Origin of the sequence: Paraburkholderia sp., assembly GCF_024281035.1 — a bacterium.
Taxonomy (GTDB): Bacteria; Pseudomonadota; Gammaproteobacteria; order Burkholderiales; family Burkholderiaceae; genus Paraburkholderia.
Genome location: NZ_JAMXLH010000069.1, coordinates 1 through 21,328, shown reverse-complemented (window position 1 = coordinate 21,328; position 21,328 = coordinate 1). Strand labels below are relative to the sequence as shown.

The 21,328-nt window shown below is 60.7% G+C and carries 23 protein-coding genes and 1 pseudogene; 12 read left to right on the top strand and 12 right to left on the bottom strand.

Annotated features, from left to right (window positions below):
- Positions 1–57: 57 nt before the first annotated feature.
- The gene (locus tag Q0L30_RS22780; protein ID WP_296661919.1) at positions 58–1,584 is read left to right on the top strand and encodes an AMP nucleosidase; all 1,527 of its coding nucleotides are present in this window, start codon (positions 58–60) and stop codon (positions 1,582–1,584) included.
- A gap of 133 nt (positions 1,585–1,717) precedes the next feature.
- Here the strand turns inward: Q0L30_RS22780 and Q0L30_RS22775 are convergent, their stop codons facing one another.
- From Q0L30_RS22775 to Q0L30_RS22765, 3 genes are all read right to left on the bottom strand, one after another.
- The gene (locus Q0L30_RS22775) at positions 1,718–2,212 is read right to left on the bottom strand and encodes a hypothetical protein (RefSeq protein ID WP_296661918.1); all 495 of its coding nucleotides are present in this window, start codon (positions 2,210–2,212) and stop codon (positions 1,718–1,720) included.
- A 228-nt stretch (positions 2,213–2,440) separates the two neighbouring features.
- Positions 2,441–2,896 carry a hypothetical protein gene (locus Q0L30_RS22770; RefSeq protein WP_296661917.1) on the bottom strand — a complete coding sequence of 152 codons (456 nt, stop codon included), beginning with the start codon at positions 2,894–2,896 and terminating at the stop codon, positions 2,441–2,443.
- A gap of 223 nt (positions 2,897–3,119) precedes the next feature.
- Positions 3,120–3,494 carry a hypothetical protein gene (locus Q0L30_RS22765; RefSeq protein WP_296661916.1) on the bottom strand — a complete coding sequence of 125 codons (375 nt, stop codon included), beginning with the start codon at positions 3,492–3,494 and terminating at the stop codon, positions 3,120–3,122.
- A gap of 14 nt (positions 3,495–3,508) precedes the next feature.
- On the opposite strand from Q0L30_RS22765, the gene Q0L30_RS22760 reads away from it, so the two are divergent.
- The 3 genes from Q0L30_RS22760 to Q0L30_RS22750 all read left to right on the top strand — a co-directional run bounded on the left by Q0L30_RS22760 (position 3,509) and on the right by Q0L30_RS22750 (position 4,837).
- Complete coding sequence (locus Q0L30_RS22760; RefSeq protein ID WP_296661915.1) at positions 3,509–3,844, top strand: hypothetical protein; 336 nt, start codon at positions 3,509–3,511, stop codon at positions 3,842–3,844.
- Positions 3,845–3,908: 64 nt separating this feature from the next.
- Positions 3,909–4,178 carry an XRE family transcriptional regulator gene (locus Q0L30_RS22755; protein ID WP_296661914.1) on the top strand — a complete coding sequence of 90 codons (270 nt, stop codon included), beginning with the start codon at positions 3,909–3,911 and terminating at the stop codon, positions 4,176–4,178.
- Between the two features lie 140 nt (positions 4,179–4,318).
- On the top strand, positions 4,319–4,837 hold the full coding sequence (locus tag Q0L30_RS22750; RefSeq protein WP_296661913.1) for a hypothetical protein: 519 nt from the start codon (positions 4,319–4,321) through the stop codon (positions 4,835–4,837).
- 25 nt (positions 4,838–4,862) lie between these two features.
- Here the strand turns inward: Q0L30_RS22750 and Q0L30_RS22745 are convergent, their stop codons facing one another.
- Together Q0L30_RS22745 and Q0L30_RS22740 are read right to left on the bottom strand one after the other, a co-directional pair.
- Positions 4,863–6,083 carry a hypothetical protein gene (locus Q0L30_RS22745; protein ID WP_296661912.1) on the bottom strand — a complete coding sequence of 407 codons (1,221 nt, stop codon included), beginning with the start codon at positions 6,081–6,083 and terminating at the stop codon, positions 4,863–4,865.
- An 816-nt stretch (positions 6,084–6,899) separates the two neighbouring features.
- Complete coding sequence (locus Q0L30_RS22740; protein ID WP_296661911.1) at positions 6,900–7,268, bottom strand: hypothetical protein; 369 nt, start codon at positions 7,266–7,268, stop codon at positions 6,900–6,902.
- A 382-nt stretch (positions 7,269–7,650) separates the two neighbouring features.
- Between Q0L30_RS22740 and Q0L30_RS22735 the strand changes: the two genes are divergently transcribed.
- Positions 7,651–8,193: a hypothetical protein gene (locus Q0L30_RS22735; RefSeq protein ID WP_296661910.1), complete on the top strand. Its 543-nt coding sequence runs from the start codon at positions 7,651–7,653 to the stop codon at positions 8,191–8,193.
- Positions 8,194–8,233: 40 nt separating this feature from the next.
- Here Q0L30_RS22735 and Q0L30_RS22730 read toward each other — a convergent pair whose 3' ends face one another.
- A complete protein-coding gene (locus Q0L30_RS22730; protein ID WP_296661909.1) occupies positions 8,234–8,620 on the bottom strand; it encodes a hypothetical protein in 387 nt (128 codons plus the stop codon).
- 197 nt (positions 8,621–8,817) lie between these two features.
- Between Q0L30_RS22730 and Q0L30_RS25820 the strand changes: the two are divergent.
- Positions 8,818–9,114, top strand: a pseudogene (locus Q0L30_RS25820) (hypothetical protein); the annotation flags it as partial.
- Here Q0L30_RS25820 and Q0L30_RS22725 read toward each other — a convergent pair.
- The 4 genes from Q0L30_RS22725 to Q0L30_RS22710 all read right to left on the bottom strand — a co-directional run bounded on the left by Q0L30_RS22725 (position 9,060) and on the right by Q0L30_RS22710 (position 11,507).
- Entirely contained in the window at positions 9,060–9,347 is a 288-nt protein-coding gene (locus Q0L30_RS22725) for a hypothetical protein (protein ID WP_296661908.1), read from the bottom strand. The pseudogene Q0L30_RS25820 and the gene Q0L30_RS22725 sit on opposite strands and share 55 nt — an antisense overlap.
- A gap of 98 nt (positions 9,348–9,445) precedes the next feature.
- A complete protein-coding gene (locus Q0L30_RS22720) occupies positions 9,446–9,973 on the bottom strand; it encodes a chromate transporter (RefSeq protein WP_296661907.1) in 528 nt (175 codons plus the stop codon).
- A complete protein-coding gene (locus Q0L30_RS22715; RefSeq protein WP_296661906.1) occupies positions 9,970–10,557 on the bottom strand; it encodes a chromate transporter in 588 nt (195 codons plus the stop codon). Before Q0L30_RS22715 ends, Q0L30_RS22720 begins: the two co-directional genes overlap by 4 nt.
- A gap of 185 nt (positions 10,558–10,742) precedes the next feature.
- Positions 10,743–11,507 carry a TIGR00730 family Rossman fold protein gene (locus Q0L30_RS22710; protein ID WP_296661905.1) on the bottom strand — a complete coding sequence of 255 codons (765 nt, stop codon included), beginning with the start codon at positions 11,505–11,507 and terminating at the stop codon, positions 10,743–10,745.
- Position 11,508: 1 nt separating this feature from the next.
- Here Q0L30_RS22710 and polA point away from each other — a divergent pair, with 1 nt between their 5' ends.
- The 3 genes from polA (at position 11,509) to Q0L30_RS22695 (ending at position 16,846) form a co-directional block, all read left to right on the top strand.
- Positions 11,509–14,346 carry a DNA polymerase I gene (gene polA, locus Q0L30_RS22705; protein WP_367277855.1) on the top strand — a complete coding sequence of 946 codons (2,838 nt, stop codon included), beginning with the start codon at positions 11,509–11,511 and terminating at the stop codon, positions 14,344–14,346.
- Positions 14,347–14,581: 235 nt separating this feature from the next.
- On the top strand, positions 14,582–15,925 hold the full coding sequence (locus Q0L30_RS22700) for an NAD(P)/FAD-dependent oxidoreductase (protein WP_296661904.1): 1,344 nt from the start codon (positions 14,582–14,584) through the stop codon (positions 15,923–15,925).
- 36 nt (positions 15,926–15,961) lie between these two features.
- Positions 15,962–16,846 carry a dienelactone hydrolase family protein gene (locus Q0L30_RS22695; protein WP_296661903.1) on the top strand — a complete coding sequence of 295 codons (885 nt, stop codon included), beginning with the start codon at positions 15,962–15,964 and terminating at the stop codon, positions 16,844–16,846.
- 55 nt (positions 16,847–16,901) lie between these two features.
- Here the strand turns inward: Q0L30_RS22695 and Q0L30_RS22690 are convergent, their stop codons facing one another.
- On the bottom strand, positions 16,902–17,771 hold the full coding sequence (locus Q0L30_RS22690; RefSeq protein WP_296661902.1) for a sulfurtransferase: 870 nt from the start codon (positions 17,769–17,771) through the stop codon (positions 16,902–16,904).
- A 163-nt stretch (positions 17,772–17,934) separates the two neighbouring features.
- On the bottom strand, positions 17,935–19,041 hold the full coding sequence (locus Q0L30_RS22685; RefSeq protein ID WP_296661901.1) for an aromatic ring-hydroxylating dioxygenase subunit alpha: 1,107 nt from the start codon (positions 19,039–19,041) through the stop codon (positions 17,935–17,937).
- A 377-nt stretch (positions 19,042–19,418) separates the two neighbouring features.
- Here Q0L30_RS22685 and Q0L30_RS22680 point away from each other — a divergent pair, with 377 nt between their 5' ends.
- The 3 genes from Q0L30_RS22680 to Q0L30_RS22670 all read left to right on the top strand — a co-directional run.
- On the top strand, positions 19,419–19,667 hold the full coding sequence (locus Q0L30_RS22680) for an exodeoxyribonuclease VII small subunit (protein ID WP_296661962.1): 249 nt from the start codon (positions 19,419–19,421) through the stop codon (positions 19,665–19,667).
- Positions 19,664–20,557 (top strand): polyprenyl synthetase family protein, encoded by an 894-nt coding sequence (locus tag Q0L30_RS22675; protein ID WP_296661900.1) that lies wholly within the window; start codon positions 19,664–19,666, stop codon positions 20,555–20,557. The genes Q0L30_RS22680 and Q0L30_RS22675 overlap by 4 nt, the downstream gene beginning before the upstream one ends.
- A gap of 85 nt (positions 20,558–20,642) precedes the next feature.
- On the top strand, positions 20,643–21,328 hold a 686-nt coding region (locus Q0L30_RS22670; RefSeq protein ID WP_296661899.1), incomplete at its 3' end, for a 1-deoxy-D-xylulose-5-phosphate synthase N-terminal domain-containing protein.

Below are 21,328 nucleotides of genomic sequence, written 5' to 3'. Positions count from 1 at the left end.
AGCAAGAATGCCCGGGTTCCGTGGTAAGGTGGTTCGACCGATTGGAGGCGAATGACGATGAACAACGATACCAATCTGCGGCCGCTCATGTTGCCCGCATACGATTTCCCGACGGGGTCTTACGAGGACGCTGCCGATGCGGTGGCGCGGCTCTCGACGATCTACGAGGCGAACACGTCGTTCCTGCGCGACGCGTTCGCGCGCTACCGCCGCGGCGAGGTGCTGGAGCGCCGCGTGCGCGCCTGCTATCCGTTCGTGCGCGTTCGCACCGAAGTGAACACCCATGTCGATTCGCGCCGTTCGTACGGTTTCGTGGCGGGCCCGGGCATCTTCGAAACGACGATCACGCGGCCGGACCTGTTCGGCGACTACTATCGCGAACAACTGCGGTTGCTCACGAAGAACCATCGGGTGTCGATCGACGTGGGCGTGTCGGATCAGCCGATTCCCATTCACTTTGCGTTCGCCGAGGGCATCCACCTCGAAGGTGAACTCGATCGCGAGCACCTCGTGGCCATGCGCGACGTGTTCGATACACCCGACCTCGCGCAGCTCGACGACCGCATCGTCAACGGCACATTCGAACCGGGACCGGGCGAGCCGCATCCGCTTGCGCTTTTCACGGCGCCGCGCGTGGATTTTTCGCTGCATCGGCTGAAGCACTACACGGCGACGTCGCCCACGCATTGCCAGAATTACGTGCTCTACACGAATTACCAGTTTTACATCGACGAATTCGTGAAGCTCGGGCGCGCGATGATGGCGCGCACCGACGACGCCGATCTGTGCAGCTATCGCAGCGAATACACGTCGTTCGTGGAGCCCGGCGACGTGGTGACCTACAACGCCAATCTCGGCGAACAGGAACACGAGGGCATGCCGCCCGTGCGCCTGCCGCAGATGCCGGCGTATCACCTCAAGCGCGCGGATGGCAGCGGCATCACGATGATCAACATCGGCGTGGGGCCGTCGAACGCGAAGACGATCACCGATCACATCGCGGTGCTGCGTCCGCACGCCTGGATCATGCTCGGCCACTGCGCGGGGCTGCGCAACACGCAGCGGCTTGGCGACTACGTGCTCGCGCACGGCTACGTGCGCGAGGATCATGTGCTCGATGCGGATCTGCCGCTGTGGGTGCCGATTCCCGCGCTCGCGGAAGTGCAGGTGGCGCTGGAGCGCGCGGTGGCTCAGGTCACGCAGCTCGACGGCCCTGAACTGAAGCGCGTGATGCGCACGGGGACCGTGGCGAGCGTCGACAACCGCAACTGGGAATTGCGCGATCACCGCGAGCCCGTGCTGCGTCTTTCGCAGAGCCGTGCGATTGCGCTCGACATGGAAAGTGCGACGATCGCGGCGAATGGATTTCGCTTTCGCGTGCCGTACGGCACGTTGTTGTGCGTCTCCGATAAACCGCTGCACGGCGAATTGAAGCTGCCCGGCATGGCCGATTCGTTTTATCGCGCTCAGGTCGATCAGCATCTGCAGATCGGCGTGAAGGCGATGGAGATCTTGCGCACTAATGGATTGCACAAGCTGCATAGTCGTAAATTGCGCAGCTTTGCTGAGGTGGCGTTTCAGTGAATGGATCTATATTTGCGGGCTTTTCTCGTGTTGACGAAGCGCGAGCGTCTAACTTGAATGTCGATAGACGCGCAGTCGGAGCGACTGGTTAGAGAGGGGGCGGCGACCTGAACGAGCGTCGCCGGAGGTCTTGCTATGCAGCTGCTGGTGCGGCTTGCGCGATCTTGTCGAGCCGACCCTGATAGCGGCCGATGCCGTGGTCGGCATAATCCCAGCCGCCATGCCATCGGTTGCCGTCATTGAGGATCTGGTACGCGCCCTGATCATCTTGGAGCCAGAGCGTTTCGACCGGCGCTCGATATTGCCATTCTGGATCGAACCACGGCCAGCTGGTCCATCGATCCTCGCCCAGCACAATGGGCGTCAGCCGCTCAAATGCGGGCGCGTGCGTCACAAAGAAATACTGGCCGATGAACTTCGGTGTGGCCAGCGAGGTTATGGTGCCGATCTGGTCTGCGGGCAGATAACAGGGCGCGAGCGTTGCCGAGACCGTGCCGAGGCTGTGCACAATGATCTGGAAAACGGCCCCCTTCGGAGCCGTCGCTGCCGCCCATCTGAACACGCGATCCATACCTTCGGCTGCACCGCGCGTGACGTGGTTGCCATTGATTGCGACGGGCTCCAGCATCACATCACGCAGGACATCTCCAACCGCCAGATCACTCGCCCGGGTACCGCTGATCGACAGCCACGTTTGGCCGCGCAGATCGACGGAGAGGCGCGCTTGGTGGTCGCTGTCCGCATACTGGCCTCCCCTACGTCGCCGACGCTTCAAACGCTGCCTGACAATCGGAGTCCTTCTCGATGTGGGCCGCGTCTGCGCGACGACAGGCGAACGCCAGAGCCGCGAAGTCGATCATTGTGCGCTCGATGCAGCGACACGTGCCGAGGCAGCCGATGCCGGCGATGCAGCGTTAGCCGTAGCATCCGGCACAAGCGGAACTGCCACATTGAATGCCAGCAAAAACACATCGACAGCCGTATTCGCATCGCTCTTGAACTGCTGCGATGCGCTCGATGAATTCACGATCGCCTTGATGGCCGGCGCCATGGCGCTCGTCAAATTCAGGAGATTGGCGGTCGTCACGGTCGTGCTAGCCGCGCACACCTTGTTGAAGTCCGGCGAAACCTGGGTATCGAACGTGTTGAGCGCGCCGCCGGTGAACATGCCGTCCGTCTTCATGATGTCGAAGGCGGCATTGCCATCGATACAGACGAGCGAGACGGCTTGGGGGAAGGTGAGCTTGGGGACAGTGGCGGAGCCGCCGCAAGCCGTGAGCGATAGTGCGACAAAACCTGCCGCAAGCAGCATGAGCTACTTCGTTGGGATAACTCCGGGGGTTTGAGTGGTGCGCTCCGGAGAGTGGTCGGGAGGTTTGCTGCGGACGCGGCCGGGCGGGTTACTGCGTGGGTGTGGCGGGTTGCTTGCGCTCGATCCATGCGTTGAGCCAGCGTGAATCGCCATCACGATTGCGCCAGCGATGAGGTTCGACAGATTGGCAGGCGGCGCGCCATGTAAGGCGGCCATTGCCCAGTCAACCGTGGGAACGAGATCGGCAGCCGATACGGTCAGGCCGCCGCTGATAAGTACCGTGTACATGGCTACTCCTGGTGAAGTGACCTGAGTTCGTCGGACGAATACACAAAGCCCTTGATGAGAAATGCCTGGACGGACCAGACGCGATGCTCTCTTCGTGGCGGCCGCGGTGATCGAGTTCGCAGAGAGGCAACTGGTTGTAGACGGAATCAACGAACGTCTCGGGCCTGGCCGGATCGAATGCATCCCGGTCGAAGCCTTGGGGCAGCCGGATCAGATCCCGGATCGGGTGCTTCTTCGGGATCGGCACGACGCGCTGCAGCTTGTGCGACCACATCGTGTCGACCTGGTTGAGCGCTACGCCGCGGACCATACGAAGTCGATCGCATGGCTGAAGGTCCATTCGAAGAATCGGTGATGCGACTCGACCTTTACTTCGTCGCCGCACACCGCGCAGACATAGCCGCCCTCGTGCTTCATTTCGCGCTTGCTTGCACGGAAGACGGCGGATTCGGTGCGCGGATCATGGCCCAGGTAGAAAACGTCCTCGGAGACAGTGCGGCGAGTTTCATGCGTGTCTTGTGCTTTGGTCAGAGCGTAAAAATCTACGGTCAGCCCGAAGGCGGCTGGCGATTGTTCTTGATGGCGAGGTGGATTCCGCCTGTCGTGGGAGGTATTGGAAGCGCATTTGCGCGGCGGCCATCCGAAAGGAAACCATCATGAAACTCTGCTTTCGCGCGTTTTGGATTAACTCGACATGCTTTTCCGATCGCCCAGCGTGGCGCAAATGAAGCAGTGGAAGGAGAAACTCGGCTACTACGGCACGCAGATGGTGCAAATCCTGGGCTTGAAAAGCGCGCGACGGTGGAGGGACTACGCCGACGAGAACAAGCTGCAGGGGATTCCGCCGGCTAACCTTTTCATGGCGTCCGCAGTGGTGACACTGCCTCAAGAGCGGATCGACAGCGTGTTGGAAACGATGCGCGAGATCGGCGCGCTTATCGATCTGGATACGGATCCAGAAAAGCAGGAGCTCCATGGAGAGCAGCAGCCGTAGCGACTGCGCTCGGCTACGCAGCGGCCACGCAAGTGCATGCCGAATCGTTCTTCGAAATCTAGGCAGGCATCGGCGGAGCCGCCTACCACCATAGAGCGAATGGCCTGTGGTACCAGGACGACTTCGAACACAAATTCGACTTGACCGCCCTGGCCGTCGAGGCTGGATTCACCGGTGACCTGTGTCAGGCCGATCACTGGGGCATTTCATGGCACGCCGACTATGCGTGGTTGGGAACGATCCATACCCAAGCCATGGCGACGCCCGAAGATGCGAATTACAACCCGATAACAAAAGGTTGCAATGGCAAGTGCCTGCCGCTCGCGAACTATCTCGGTTCCGGTCACGACACGGGCGTCATGCTCACGCTTGAGCCGCACTACGACTATGCGGGATGGCGATTCGGCGTTGAGGGTGGTCCGTACATCCATCGGTCGATATATCCATCGGTCGATATGGGCCGAAGACGTGATCAGGTGGGTCTCGTCTCCGAATGCGGCTCCTCAGAACATCAGCGTCCACAACAATCCGAAGTGGAACCTCAGATGGGGCGTCGGCGCGTCTGTCGGATACAAGAACTTGTCAGTCTCGTATCAGTACTTCAAGAACGACACTCCCGTGTCCGTATGCGCCGATCTGGAAGGGAACGCACGTACTGATGCTCAAGTACAGGGCGAATGTGCTTTAGGCAACAACTTTAAGACCTGACAAAAAAGTGGAAGCGTAGGCAGCAACAGCGAGATATACGGCGAACATTGCGAGCACAGAGACGACGCGCTTGCTGCCTACCAGCCATCTTATCGATGCGACGGCGCAAGGAAGAAATATTGCGACCATTGGCAACGCGAACCGGTTCTCTACTGCAGAAACCGAACAAATTGCCAACCAAGTAATGGCAAAAACGGAAAGCAAGACAATCATCAATCGAGCGCCATCACGTTCGCTACTGTGACCACGATTAATTGCCGCTCTCATGCAGCGGGCGATCCCTAAAATTCCAAAGAAATTCGCAGCTTGCGAGAGGAAAAACAGCGGCCAGCGATACCAGGGGTCAGTGTCGTAGATATATACAAATAGAAAATCGAAGTCGAGTACGCCAAAGATGTGCATCGCAATGGTTGAGATGCCGGCGGCAGGGTGTAGCACGTACCATTTCAGCGAAGCTGCCCCGTCGCCGTGGTACCAGGGGTTCACGTATGGCATTGGCCGTGCGACATTCGCAATGCGAGTTCCGTATTTTAGATACTGCTCTCCGAAATCAATCTGAAGTGAACCAAGATGATATACGGGCATGAAGGTCCATGAATTAAATAGATGAACGTTCACCACAAATTGAGGGGCAACCGCAAGGGAAAAACCAAAAATTGAAAATAATAAAAATATTGCCATCGTTCGGGATGCGGTTTCCCGGCGATGAAAAGCCGTAGTGACGCACCCTGCTATAACGATTGCCATAAACAGTATATTCGCAGGTCTCACCATCAGTGCCAAGCCTGAGATAATGCCTGCCGTCAAGCCCATCAACGCCATCTTGCGAAGCGATAAGCTATTTACTTCGAAGTATGCCCGCGCTAGAACCGCTATCGCTGCAATCTGAAGTGAAACAGACAAACTTTCGGTAAGCGCAATCCCAATGTAAGGGGAGATAAATATATTTACACCAAGACCAATCGCGATTGCATTACCGGCACGTTCGGATACGTTCTTGCTGATAACTCTGTTCAGCAAATATACAGAATAAATATATATCAAAAGTTGAACTGCAAATATTGCAAATTCAACTCCAATTCTAAATATATCAGCAACATGATAGATAATTGCCAGAAATGCCGGATACGCATATAGTCGTATTTTTGAGTATTTGTCGCTGACCAGTATTCCGTGACTTGCGTACTGTTTCATCATCTCTAAATACCCTCGATCATCTACCTCACCTGACGAGTGGTATATTTGCTGATGCTTAAAAAAGAGAAATGACAGAAGGACAAAACAGGTCCACAGAACCAACAAACCCCTAGCGCCGATCCACTTCTGATCAACAGTCACAGTTGCCACCATGGCCTCTTAGTCACGACAAACACTGTGGATTGTACCGGACACATTTCCAGCGATCAATCAATGAGCATTTGATGATGGCTGACCAGGCGAAGTCATACCCTAGCTATTCGGTGCCGGACCGTACTGCTGCGTTCCTGCCGGCACACCATCGTAATACGTTTTCAAGCGCGGATCTTACGTAGGTATTTACCCTTGGTTCGGCTAGATCTTAGAATTCTGTGCGCAGCAGAAATAGGAAACTATTTCTGTTTGATCGGCTCCGGAAAATTGGACATTGATATTTTGAATTTAATTTCCTCGGAATTCGTACCAGCTTACCAAAACCGAATCGATCGGTGTGCCAGAGCCGTTCGAGTTTTTGTAATAGAGTGTTTGTGGGATAGTTAAATCAATATTGAAATTGATGTAATTGGTTACACTGTTGGCGTTGACGCCATTGTCTTGCTAGGTTCCAGCGCCATTAGCGTCGGCAGCCACGATGGGAGTCATTCCGCTAGGCCCTGCGGTTGACGCGATTCCGAGATTCGCGAAAACGCGTGTGGCATTTGGAGGAACGGCGCCAGCAATGGAGAAGGAGGTGAAAGTTGCAGATACAGTGTTCGTGCTAAAAGCGGCGTGCGGTGCATACGAGATGCGACGATTTCTCTGGAATCCAGCGACAAACTACGTGCTTGCGTTCAGTTGCCAGAAAGAAATGAGGCCGTTTGATTCCCAACCCGCCGGCGGCGATGCATCAAAATTCGGAAGGGGCGAGTTAGCATTCTTGATGTATGCGCCCTGCTGGCCGGTTGATGGATTGTAGACGGCATAGATGTCGGCAGAACCATTTGCGGTCAGCGCGGTTCCCACCACGCCACCGATACCGGCTCCAGTCTTCGATACCGTCTGGTTGAAGTTCGCCAGCATCTGCGCAGGGTCACCGAGTGCCGACCTCACCCCAACCTCATCAGTGGTGATGGTCAACGTACCAGCCGCCGTGAGGGTCGCCTTGAGGTTACGCGCTGCGCCAGCGACACCGATCATCTGCTGCATCTGAGCGAGGTGCTGTCCCTGAGTCGGCGGAGCGCCCTGCTGCGCCCGGCCAATGCATTCATACAACACCCAGCACAGGTTTCCGCCGTTCAGTAGCGGCCCGACGTACGAAACGAGAGGCGGATTCAACCGGTCGATGCAACACCTCCAATGCTTACGCAGCGTCTAGCGTGGTGCATCGACCGGTTGAACCCGAAGATTGGCGCCTTCGCTACTGACGACATGACGTAGTTCACGTGGACAGTCGACGGCTTAATATGCACATGTCCGGGTCTTTCAGCACGCAATAGCCTGGCGTGTTCTTTTGCCCGCAGACCGCAACGTGGTCGGGGACGCCGAAGTGCAGGGCCTTCGTTGCACCGTGCACCGGGTTATAGATCGAATGTCCCGAGAAGTCGTGCCGCGTGTTGATGCGGACGATGGAGTGCTTCGTGAAGGTGAGCGCGAGGCGCACTTCACTATCCCGGTACAGCGAACCAGCCTGCGCACGGTTGCATTTCACATCTTCGGCGCGCTTGATTTTGATGCCCTGTTTCCGTACATCTATGACGCTCGCCCGTGGTATCGGCCGTTGTTGTTTATTGCTTGTCAAACGGCCAATTTCTGGGGTGTCGTCGGCGCAATTCGGTGTTTGAAGATCGCGGTAGTGCGTGATGGCGGCCCAAAGGCTCCCGCTGCGCGGTTTGCCGTTGCCATGCTTGCCGCGTTCGTCGTGACCTGGCTCGCGGTCTATTCCATCTCTGCCGTCGAAAACCGTTTTGCGCTACCGATGATCGCGATCTTCATCCCCTTCGCGATCGGTGCAATTTTTGAGAGGGTCGAGCAAAGGAAGATTGGCGCGCTGCTCGCAGTAACATTCTGCGCGTATCTTGCTGCGGCTGCGTGGGCATCACTTTTTCTATCCAGCCTGAGATACAAGGCTTAGCAATACCCTCGCATAAAGGGCGACCAAGCCGCCACGCCAGTCACTGATCTTCCACTTTGTTGTCGGATTCTTTCTCGTCAGGGTTGGCGTAAGCCGTTGCAAGTTTTTTTGGCGATAGCCAACGGAAAGTTTCCATATTTTCGCCATTAAAGGTGCATTCGACTGCTGCCGGATAGTCGGCTGTTTTTCTGGCGAATATGCCGGTTTCAGGTTTTTTGAGTGGCCCTTGGTAAGTTGCTTCAACGACAACCCTTCTGCCATGTATCGATGCCTGTGGCAGTTCATAGGAGAGTTCCGGACTGCCGGTAGGATAGGTTTCGATCATCTTTTGCTTGCACGCCTGGCCATTGCGAAAGCCGGTTGTGCAGCCAGACGAGCAAGCAACGAATATCGAAAGGGCGGCCGAATATAACAGTCTGGAGTTCATGGGAGCCTTCACATAAATGCCGGAGGGCCGATAGTCTATCGCACTCTAACCGAATTCATCGTTAAGACACATTCCCACGGGTTTTCTCAATACCGTTTAGCGGCACTGAACTGTATGTGGTCGAGCGCAACGGCCAGCCATACAGGCCAATGAAGCCGATTGTTGAGTGGATGGATCTGGACTGAAAAAGCCAGCACGCAAAGTTGGCGGCCAATAAGAGGCGCTGGGGTATGGCGATTATCACCATGCCTTCTGCCGGAGGCGCGCTGTCGATGGCGGCGATTCCCTTACGCAAGCTTTTGAGTTGGCTCGCCGGCGTTCACATTGGGAAATTCGAGCCGAGTTGCGTGCGTCGGTTACGCGCTATTAGAACGAATGCGACGATGTACTCTGGCAGTACTGGAACGAGGGCATCGCAATCAATCCACGCATCGCGTTCTCAGTTAATCGACGGGATGTGCTTGCTGGCGAGCAAGCCGAAACGCTCCGCCTGACGATCAATGCTTTCGTCGAGCGCTTGCCAAAAGCGAAGCGGGCCGGCGGCGTCACGAAGATGTACTCGAAGCTTCACTCGCACTTCAAGGTCTCGTACCGCCAGATCCCGCAGCATGAATTCACCGAGGCAGTAAGCATCGTGACGCGCACTTCGGCCGAGCGGGAGGTTGTTGAGTCTGATCCGGAGACCGAGCCAGGCATTCACCTCGCCGTTCCCGGTCGCGGTCGTCATTTGGTGGTTGCGCACCGGATCGTGATCCGCCCGATTGACACGGCCCGCAGGTCCCGAGCCTCCACTTCACGACGTCGCTTCACATTGCGGCGTGATGCTCACTGCCCAAAACCAGTCAAACCAATCAGACTGCCCGCCGCGAGCAGCCAGAGCGGATGAATCTTCGTGCGGAACGCGAGCACCGCGCAGACCCCGGTAATCGCCCATGCGATCCACGCCGGATCGGACGCTTTCGCGATGAGCACCGCGCTCGCGGCGACCAGGCCTGCGGTCACCGGCACGAGTCCGCGCTGCGCAATGCGCCGCCATGGCCGGTCCTTGAAGCGGTCCCACGCGTGCAGCACCGCTATCGTCACAAGCGACGACGGGCCGAACTTCGCCACCGACGTCACGAGCATGCCCGCCCAACCCGCCACATGCCAGCCCACCAGCGTGACGATCATCATGTTCGGGCCTGGCGCGGCCTGGGCGAGTGCGAAGAGCGCGCTGAATTCGCGGGCGGGCATCCAGTGGTGCACGTCCACGACCTGTCGCTGCATTTCGGGCAGGATCGTGTTACCCCCTCCGAATGCAAGCAGCGAAAGCTGGCTGAAAATCGCGGCGAGCGAGACGAGTGTGGCGTTCATGACGCGTTGCTCGCACGGCGCGCGGCGCGGGCGGCGAACGCAATCCCGATCGGCGTGAGTACCAGCATGGTGAGCAGGAGCGGCGTGCGCAGTATCGCGATCGCAATGAATCCAGTGAGCGCAATGCACGCGCCAGCCGGGTCGTGACGCAGCGGCACCAGGATCTTCACGGCCATGGCGACGAGCAGCCCTGCGGCCGCAGCGGCAAGCCCGACGAAAAGGTGCTGCACACGCGGATCGTTCTGCGTTTGCTCGTAGACCACGCCGAGCCCGATTACAACAAGCGACGGTCCCTCGATCAGCCCGAGCAGCCCGGCGAGTGCGCCGCGCCAGCCGTGAAATCGCACGCCAATCGCCACGGACAGATTAATGACGTTGCCGCCCGGCAAGAACTGGCACAGGCCAAGCAGATCGGTGAATTCTGCGGCGGAAAGCCAGCGGCGCTGTTCGACGATGGTGCGGCGTGCGAGCGGCAGCGCGCCGCCGAACGATGTGAAGCCGAGGCCGACAAAGCCGAGGAATAACTCACGCACAGTGGGGGTGTGCAGCGTGGCGGCGTGAGTCGTGGAGGGAATCTGTTTCATGCGGGGACGATCGTTGACGCAAGTAGCGAGCGTAGCGCGAAATAGCGCCAAACGGGATCGTCACAAAGCAACTTCATGGCATCGCATGTGACCTGAAATTACAGGCGTCTACAACCATCACGCGATCGCTTGCCCCGCTGCGCGCGCGGCATGGCTCTGAGCCATGTCGCGTGCGAACCGCAAGCTCAAAGATAGAACATCCGGTCTTCGTCGGGATCGGTGCGCGTACGCCGTTCTTTTTCGCTCTCTTCGCCTTCTTCTCCAGTGTCCTCGTAAAACTTGAGCACCGCTTCGAGCACTTCGTCCGGATCGTCGGTCACCTTCATCAAATCCATGTCTTCAGGATTGATGAGGCCCATCGGCACGAGCGCCGAGCGGAACCAGGCAAGCAGGCCTTTCCAGAATTCCGCGCCCACCAGAATGATCGGAACGTGCCGCGATTTCTTCGTCTGAATCAGCGTGAGCACTTCGGCGAGTTCGTCAAGCGTGCCGAAGCCGCCCGGCATCACGATCACCGCATCGGAGTTTTTGACGAACGTGACTTTGCGCGTGAAAAAATGGCGGAATCGCAACGAGATGTCCTGCCATTGATTGCCCGATTGCTCGTGCGGCAATTCGATGTTCAGGCCAACGGAAGGCGACTTGCCTGCATGCGCGCCCTGGTTGGCCGCTTCCATGATGCCAGGGCCGCCGCCGGAGATCACGGCGAAGCCTGCGTCCGACACTTTTCGGGCGATTTGTGTCGCGAGCTGGTAGTACTCCGAGTCCGGTTTCAGGCGTGCGGAACCGTAGATGCTGACCGCCGGACGGATCTCGGACAGATACTCGGTTGCCTCGATAAACTCTGCCATAATCGTGAACATCTGCCACGATGCGCGCGCCTTCTTGGCCGTTGCGCGCTCTTGATCTGCGAGTGAACGCAGACTCGGAATCACTTTTCTCTTGTCCATAATGCCTGAAGAACTTCGCGTGGAAACCAAGCTACAAACTGAGCTGGAAGGAAAGACCCTGCTGCTGGTCGATGGTTCTAGCTATCTCTATCGGGCCTACCATGCGATGCCGGATCTGCGCGGTCCTGACGGCGAACCGACGGGTGCGCTATACGGAATCATCAACATGCTGCGCCGTATGCGCAAGGAGGTTACGGCAGAGTATAGCGCGTGCGTGTTCGATGCCAAGGGCAAGACGTTTCGTGATGACTGGTATCCCGACTACAAGGCGAACCGTCCTTCCATGCCCGAGCCGCTCGCAGCGCAAATCGAGCCCATTCACGTGGCCGTGCGCGCGCTCGGCTGGCCGTTGCTGATGGTGGAAGGCGTCGAAGCCGACGACGTGATCGGCACGCTCGCGCGCGAAGCGGAAAAGCGCGGCATGAAAGTGATCGTGTCGACCGGCGACAAGGATCTTGCGCAGCTCGTGACCGATCACGTCACGCTCATCAACACGATGACGAATGAAACGCTCGACCGCGAAGGCGTGATTGCGAAGTTCGGCGTGCCGCCCGAGCGCATCGTCGATTATCTTTCGCTCATCGGCGACACCGTCGACAACGTGCCGGGCGTGAACAAGTGCGGTCCGAAGACGGCGGTCAAGTGGCTCACGGAATACGGCACGCTCGACGGCGTCGTCGAACACGCAGCCGAAATCAAGGGCGCCGTGGGCGGTTATCTGCGCGACGCGCTTGCGTTTCTGCCCATGGCGAGGCAACTCGTTACCGTGGCAACCGAGTGCGATCTTTCACAGCACATCGAGTCGATCGGCGGTTCGCTCGCAACGCGCGCCGAAGCGCGCGACGAATTGCTCGACATCTTTACGCGCCATGGTTTCAAGACCTGGACGCGCGAATTGAGCGAAGCGCGTGCGAACGACGCTGCACCTGCAGCGGCGAGCGCGAGCGCGAATGCCAATGCCAATGCGAACCAGCGTGAGGCACGAGAAGCCGAAGTGCAGCCCGCGCTGATGCTCGACGTGCCGCGGCATTACGAAACCATTCAGACGTGGGATCGGCTCGATGCGTGGCTGAAGAAAATCGAGGCGGCCGAGCTTACCGCTTTCGACACGGAAACCACGGCGCTCGATCCGATGGTCGCGAAGCTGGTGGGGATGTCGTTCGCAACGGAGCCGGGGCACGCCGCGTATCTGCCGCTCGCGCATCGCGGGCCGGACATGCCCGAGCAACTGCCGCTCGCCGACGTGCTCGCGCGACTCAAGCCGTGGTTCGAAGGTGGCCAGTACAAGAAAGTCGGCCAGCACATGAAGTACGACGAGCAGGTGCTCGCGAACTACGGCATTGCGTTGAACGGCGTCGAGCACGACACGATGCTCGAATCGTACGTGCTCGAATCGCACCGCAGCCACGATATGGACAGCCTCGCGTTGCGCCATCTCGGCATCAAGACGATCAAGTACGAAGAGGTTGCGGGCAAGGGTGCGCAGCAGATCGGCTTCGATGAAGTGCCGCTCGATAAAGCTGCGGAGTATTCGGCCGAAGACGCCGATATCACACTGCAGTTGCATCTCGCGCTTTATCCGCAGGTTGCGCAGGACAAGGGAGCCGGCAGGGGGCTCGACTACGTGTATCGCGAGATCGAGATGCCGACTTCGCGCGTACTGCGCCAGATGGAGCGCAACGGCGTGCTGATCGATACGGAACGGCTCGATAAACAGAGCGCAGAAATCGCGGTGCGGCTCGTCGAACTCGAACAGGAAGCCTACGCGCTCGCGGGCGGCGAATTCAACCTCGGCTCGCCCAAGCAGATCGGCCAGATCTTTTTCGAAAAGCTGCAATTGCCGGTCGTGAAGAAGACGCCGAGCGGCGCGCCGTCCACCGACGAAGAAGTGCTGCAAAAGCTCGCCGAAGACTATCCGCTGCCGAAGCTGCTGCTCGAACATCGCGGGCTGTCCAAGCTGAAGTCCACGTATACGGACAAGCTGCCGCGCATGGTCAACGCGCAAACGGGCCGCGTCCACACGAACTACGCGCAGGCCGTGGCGGTGACGGGGCGGCTCGCGTCGAACGATCCGAATCTGCAGAACATTCCGGTGCGCACGGGCGAAGGGCGGCGCATCCGCGAGGCGTTCATCGCGCCGCCTAGACACAAGATCGTCTCCGCCGACTATTCGCAGATCGAGCTGCGCATCATGGCGCACATCTCGGGCGACGCGTCGCTGCTCGCCGCCTTCGCGCGCGGCGACGATATTCACCGTGCGACGGCTTCCGAGGTGTTCGGCGTCACGCCGATCGAAGTAAGTTCCGACCAGCGCCGCATCGCCAAGGTCATCAATTTCGGCCTGATTTACGGCATGAGCGCATTCGGGCTCGCGTCGAATCTCGGCATCACGCGCGATGCGGCGAAGCTTTATATCGACCGCTATTTCGCGCGCTATCCGGGCGTCGCGCGCTACATGGACGAGACGCGCACGGACGCGAAATCGCGCGGTTATGTCGAGACCGTGTTCGGCCGGCGCCTGTGGCTGCCCGAGATCAACGGCGGCAATGGCCCGCGCCGCCAGGCCGCGGAGCGCGCCGCGATCAATGCGCCGATGCAGGGCACGGCGGCAGACCTCATCAAACTGTCGATGATCGCCGTCGAGAAGTGGCTCGACGAAACCGGCATGCGCACGAAAATGATCATGCAGGTGCACGATGAACTGGTGCTCGAAGTCCCAGACGACGAGCTGGCCGAGGTGCGCAAACGTCTGCCCGAACTGATGTGTTCGGTGACGACGCTCAAGGTGCCGCTCGTCGCCGAAGTGGGCGTTGGCGCGAACTGGGAAGAAGCACACTGATTACGCTCGCCGTGCCGCGCTTTTAAGCCTCGCTTTAATCCACGCTTTTAAGCCGCGCTTTAAAGCCGCGATCCACGCGAACGATTTGCCGTATCGAACATGCAATACCCGCGCACGCAAGCGTGCGCAGGCGCACGGCTTGCTGCCGTGCGCTCCGTAAGCCGACATTAAGCGGCTGGCCGGCGCATCTTGCCGCCGTGCCGCGTACGCAATTATCGACACGCACGGAGAGTTTATGCATCGGTTTATCGTTGTGGGAGGAGGCGCAGGTGGACTGGAACTGGCGACGCGGTTGGGCGACCGTTACTGCAAGGCGCGCAACGGCCGCGAGCCGCGGGCGAGCGTCACGCTGGTCGACCGCTTTCCAACGCATATCTGGAAGCCGCTGCTGCACGAAGTCGCAGCGGGCAGCATGGACCCGTTCACCCAGGAACTCGAATACGCGGCGCAGGCACGCTGGCACGGCTTCGAATTCCAGCAGGGCGAGTTGATCGGACTCGATCGTGCGGCGCGGCGCATCATGCTCGGCGCCGTGAAGGACGATGACGGCGGCGAACTGTTGCCGCCGCGCGAACTCGCCTACGACACGCTTGTGCTGGCGATCGGCAGTACCACGCACTTTTTCGGCGTGCCGGGCGCCGCCGAAAACTCCATCGCGCTCGACACCGTGGCGCAGGCCGAGCGCTTTCGCAAGCGGCTCATCGCGGCGTGCATGCGCGCCGAGCATCAGGCTCCGGAGCCTGCGCCCGCAGGTGCTGCGGTGAGCGGCGAACCGCGCGTGCAGGTGGCGATCATCGGTGCGGGTGCAACCGGCGTGGAGTTGTCCGCCGAACTGCGCAACACGGCGCAGGTGCTCTCCGCCTATGGGCTTCACAAGCTCGATCCGCGCCACGACGTCGGCATCGTGCTGATCGAAGCGGGGCCGCGCATTTTGCCCGCACTATCCGAGCGCGTGTCGTCGGCGACCGCCGATCTGCTGCAGAAACTCGGCGTACGTCTGCTGCTTGCCGAGCGCGTCACCGAGGTCGCGCCGGGTGTCGTTCATACGGCAAGCGGCAAGGCCGTGCGCGCGGACCTCACGGTCTGGGCCGCGGGCATCATTGCGCCGCCGGTGCTGGCGCAACTCGACGGACTGCCTGTCAACAGGCTCGGGCAGCTCAGCGTGCGCCGCACGCTTCAGACCGAAATCGACGACAACATCTTCGCGTTCGGAGACTGCGCCGCCTGCGCGTGGCCCGGCAACGAACGCAACGTGCCGCCGCGCGCCCAGGCCGCGCATCAGCAGGCCGCATTCCTGCTCGGGGCGATGGGCAACCTGCTCGACGGACAGCCGCTGCCGGAATTCACCTATCGCGACTTCGGCTCGCTGGTGTCGCTCGGTCACTTCAGCGCGGTCGGCAATCTGATGGGCGGTCTGATCGGCGGGAACATGTTGATCGAAGGGCTGTTTGCGCGTTTCATGTACATGTCGCTGTACCGTCTGCACATTGCTGCGTTGCACGGCTACGCGCGCATGGTGCTCGACACGTTCGCGCACTGGCTGCGCCGCACCACGCTGCCGCGCGTGAAGCTGCATTGACGGCCGCCGGCGCCGTCGTCGAACGAGGAGCGTTGCATGTTGAAGCCCGATGTCGATTCCCTTGTCCCGCACGTGCCGTTCGACCGGCGCACCTTCGTCAAGGCCGCGCTTGGAGCCGCACTCGGCAGCGGCTTTGCCGCCGCCGTGCTGCCGGTCTCCGCGCAAACCATCCATACCGATGCCGAAGGTCTCGATGCCGGTGAAGTCGGCTTCGAATCGAACGGCACGCTGATTCCCGCGTATCGCGCGCAGCCGCGCGGCAAAACGAATCTGCCGGTGATCGTCGTTGTGCATGAGATTTTCGGCGTGCACGAGCATATCGCCGACATCTGCCGCCGTTTCGCGAAGCTCGGCTACCTTGCCGTCGCGCCCGATCTCTTCGTGCGCGAAGGCGACGCGTCGGTCTATCCGACGATCCAGCAGATCGACCAGAACATCTTGAGCAAGGTGCCGGATGCGCAGTTGATGTCCGACCTCGATGCGACGGTCGACTGGGCCGGGCAGCATGGCGGCGACCCGAAGCGTCTGGGCATCACCGGGTTTTGCTGGGGCGGACGCGTCACCTGGCTCTACGCGGAGCACAATCCGCACCTGAAGGCGGCGGTGTCGTGGTACGGGCGCGTGGCGGGGCCGCATACGCAGAACGCGCCGGCGAATCCGCTCGATCTCGCGGGCGAGTTGCAGGTGCCGGTGCTCGGCCTATATGGAGGCCAGGACACGAGCATTCCACAGGACACGCTCGCGCAGATGAAGCGGGCAATCGCGCAAGGGCCGCAGGGCGGCCGCGGCTCGGAATTCGTCGTATATGCCGACGCGGGGCACGCGTTCTTCGCCGACTATCGTGCGAGCTATCGCAGGGCTGACGCCCAGAATGGCTGGACGCGCATGCTCGCGTGGTTCAAGTCGCACGGCGTCGCGTGACGCCGTGCGACTTGAAGGTTGGAGGGTTGCTGAGTTGGAACGGGCCTGGACGCGCTCAGGGATTCGGCCCCGTCGCGACCGGACGCGCCGGGTCGGCGCACCACTCGCTCCACGAACCCGCGTAGAGCGCCGCGCCGTGCAGTCCGGCGATTTCCATCGCGAGTGCGTTATGGCATGCCGTCACGCCTGAGCCGCATTGCAGCACGGCATGCTCGGGCGTCTTGCCCGCGAGCACGGCCGTAAAGTCCTCGCGCAGCGTGTGCGCGGGCTTGAAACGGCCATCGGCGGTGAGGTTGTCCTTGAAGAAACGGTTGCGCGCGCCGGGAATATGACCGCCGACTGGATCGACCGTTTCGTTCTCGCCGCGATAGCGGTCGGCTGCGCGTGCGTCGAGAACGACGAGTTCGTGCGTCGAAAGATTGCGCACGACGCCCTGCACGTCGATCGTCACCTGTAGCGGCGCGCCCGCCTTGAAGTTGCCTTTGACGGCGTGCGGCACGTCCGTCGACACGGGATAGCCGGCTGCTTCCCATGCCTGCAGGCCGCCGTCGAGCACCGCGACCGAGTCGTGACCGAGCCAGCGCAGCAGCCACCACAGACGCGCTGCGTAAGAGCCGCCTTGCGCGTCATACGCGACAACCTGCTGGCCTTCATTGAGGCCCCGGGCCGCGAGCGTGTTCACGAGCGCAGCACGATCGGGCAGCGGATGGCGGCCGTTCTTGCCGGTCTTCGCGCCGGACAGATCGCGGTCGAGATGCAAATACTGCGCGCCCGGAATGTGACCGGCCGCCCAGGCGGTTTCGCCCACGTCGGGGTTGACGAGGTCGAAGCGGCAATCGAACACGAGTGTGCTGCCGGGCGCGGCGGCCAGACGCTCATGGAGATTGGCGGCGGAGATCAGCGTGGTGTGATGGGTGTGCGGCATGACGACGGCTCCTGATGGATGCGCGGCCGGCAAGGCCGGCCCGATGCCTTCAGTCTAAACAAAAAGACGGGCCGAAGCCCGTCTTTCGTTCCGGCCGGTCATTACCCGGGCCGAGGCATTCCGAATGTGCCTGGATGGCGCCTCGAAGGTGCCTCGAAGGTGCCTAGATGGTGCCCAGCTCGCGGCGCAAGAACGCGTGGAAGTGCTGCATGCCGTCTTCCATCGGGCTCTGGTACGGGCCGACCTCCGATTCGCCGCGCTCGAGAAGCGCACGGCGGCCGGCGTCCATGCGCTCGGCGATCTCGTCGTCTTCGATGGCCGTTTCCATATAGGCCGCGCGTTCGGCCTCGACGAACTCGCGCTCGAAGAGCTTGATTTCCTCGGGGTAATAGAACTCGACGATGTTCATCGTCTTCTGGGTGCCCTGCGGAATCAGCCACGACAGGACGAGCACGTGCGGATACCACTCGATCATCAGATTCGGGTAGTAGACCATCCAGATCGCGCCGAACTCCGGCGGCACGCCTTTGCGATAGCGCAGGACTTCGTCGTGCCACTTGCGGTACGTCGGGCTGCCGGCCTTGTCGAGACGGTTGTGCACGCCCACGGTTTGCACGCTGTACCACTCGCCGAATTCCCATTTCAGGTCGTCGCACGACACGAAATTGCCGAGGCCCGGGTGGAACGGGACGACGTGGTAATCCTCCAGATAGACCTCGATGAAGGTCTTCCAGTTGTAGTTGCACTCGTGGATCTCGACGTGATCGAACATGAAGTCCGTGAAGTCGAGATGCTGCGCCGGGCCGAGCTGGGCGAGGTCGCGCGCCACATCGCGGCCCGCGGCTTCGAACAGCAGGCCATTCCACTTCTGCAGCGGCGTGCTGCTCAGGTTCAGGCAGGGGTTGTCCGCGAAGTGCGGCGCGCCGAGCAGGTCGCCCTTGAGATCGTAGGTCCAGCGGTGCAGCGGGCAGACGATATTGTCGGCCGTGCCGCGGCCGTTCAGCATGATGGCCTGGCGGTGGCGGCACACGTTCGAGAGCAGCTCGACCTGATCGTGCTGGTTGCGCACCAGCACGCGCCCCTCGTTCTCGCTCGGCAGGGCAAAATAATTCCCCGCCTCGGGCACCATCAGCTCGTGCCCGACATAACGGGGACCTTTCTGGAAAAGCGTTTCGATTTCGCGCTTCAGTAGCGCATCGTCAAAATAAGCGGTGACTGGCAGCTGGCAGTGGATGGAATGCAGCTGCAATGCATTGCTCAGATTGGACATTCCCACTCCCGATGAAGACGTGAAAGCAGTGAACAACCCAACCATCGAAGATTCGATTTAGGGAGCCGGGGATTATACCCGTTTACACCCCCACGCGATAGCTAAGTCACTGATTTTTGCCAAAATTGCGCCCCAGCAACGGTGTAATTTCGCCAACGGGATTAATTTCGGTCAGCATCCGATATAAGGTGCCCACGGCTTATGCGTCTGCGAGCGGGGCTATCGGCACGCTTTTGGCGTAGAATCTCCGCCTTGTTTCAATTCTGCGACGACCCATGGCTAAATCCGCACCGAAAGTCAGTGCAGCGGGCAGTGCGGCGGACCGTGCCGCTACGGCGGCAGATGCCGTCACTGACAATCAAGCCAGCGACGGTTCGATGCAGCCCGGGAGCTACGAGGCCGCGCTGGCGGAACTCGATACGCTCGTGGCGCGTATGGAAGGCGGCAGCCTGAGCCTCGAGGAATCGCTGGCTGCCTACCGGCGGGGCGCCGTGCTGGTGAAGTTCTGCCAGCAGCAGCTGGAGAAGGTTGAACAACAGGTGCGCGTGCTCGACGGCGAAACGCTTCGGCCCGTGCCCCTCAATACAACAGGCAGTTCCGCCGAGGGCGGAGACGACGATCTATGACATTTGAACAATGGACCCGGCTCGTACTGGACCGGGTCGAAACCGCGCTCGAACACTATTTGCCCGCAGCCAGCGAGCTGCCTGCGACCTTGCACGACGCCATGCGTTACGCGGTGCTCGGCGGCGGCAAGCGCGTGCGCCCGCTTTTGTGCCATGCCGCGGGCGAGCTGACCGGCGCGACGCCCGAAGCGCTCGACGCGGCGTCCTGTGCGCTGGAGATGATCCACGTCTACTCGCTCGTGCACGACGACATGCCGTGCATGGACGACGATGATCTGCGTCGCGGCAAGCCGACGGTCCACGTTAAATACGACGAACCGACCGCGCTGCTGGTCGGCGACGCGCTGCAATCGCAAGCTTTCATTACGCTGACGTCGGACGTGCCGGGGCTGCGCGATGCGGCGTCGCGCCAGGCCGCGCTCGTGCGCGAACTCGCGCTGGCGAGCGGCTCGATCGGCATGGCGGGCGGTCAGGCCATCGACCTCGCTAGCGTCGGCCGCGCGCTTTCGCGCGATGAACTCGAAACCATGCATCGGCTGAAGACCGGCGCGCTGCTGCGCGCGGCGGTCCGCATGGGCGCGGTGGCGGGCGAAACGCCCTCCGCCGATACGCTGCGCGCGCTCGACGCGTACGCGGCAGCCGTGGGCCTCGCTTTCCAGGTGGTGGACGACATTCTCGACGTCACCGCCGACTCGGCAACGCTCGGCAAGACCGCTGGCAAGGATGCGAAGGACGGCAAGCCGACCTACGTGTCGATCATCGGTCTGGACGCGTCGCGTGCGCTCGCGCAGCAATTGCGCAGCGACGCGCATGCGGCGCTCGAACCGTTCGGCGCACGCGCGCAGCGCCTCGCCGAACTGGCTGATCTGGTTGTCAACCGGGTGAGCTGATTACGCTAACCCGCCCGCGCGCATGAAAGGGGAGTAATGCGCTGCAGAAGTGCGGGAGCGACCGATTTCCTACCATGGAACGACGATGTACGACTTGCTGAAAACCATTGACGACCCGGCGGATTTGCGCCGCCTCGATCGCCGGCAGTTGCAACCGCTTGCCGATGAACTGCGTGCCTTCGTTCTCGACAGCGTCTCGCAAACGGGCGGCCACCTGTCGTCCAACCTCGGTACGGTCGAGTTGACGATCGCGCTGCATTACGTGTTCGACACACCGCGCGATCGCATCGTCTGGGACGTCGGCCATCAGACCTATCCGCACAAGATCCTGACGGGTCGCCGCGACCAGATGCACACGCTGCGTCAGCTCGGCGGCATCTCGGGCTTCCCGAAGCGCGATGAGTCGCCGTACGACACGTTCGGCACCGCCCACTCGAGCACGTCGATCTCGGCGGCGCTCGGCATGGCCGTCGCGAGCAAGCTCAAGGGCGACAACGCCATGGGCATCGCCGTGATCGGCGATGGCGCGATGACGGCCGGCATGGCCTTCGAGGCCATGAACAACGCAGGCGTCGAAGACGACGTGCCGCTGCTCGTGATCCTCAACGACAACGACATGTCGATCTCGCCGCCGGTGGGCGCGCTGAATCGCCATCTCGCGCGCCTCATGTCGGGCCGCTTCTACGCTGCCGCGCGTGCGGGCGTGGAGCGCGTGCTGCGTCATGCTCCGCCGGTGCTCGATCTCGCGCGCAAGCTCGAAGAGCACGCGAA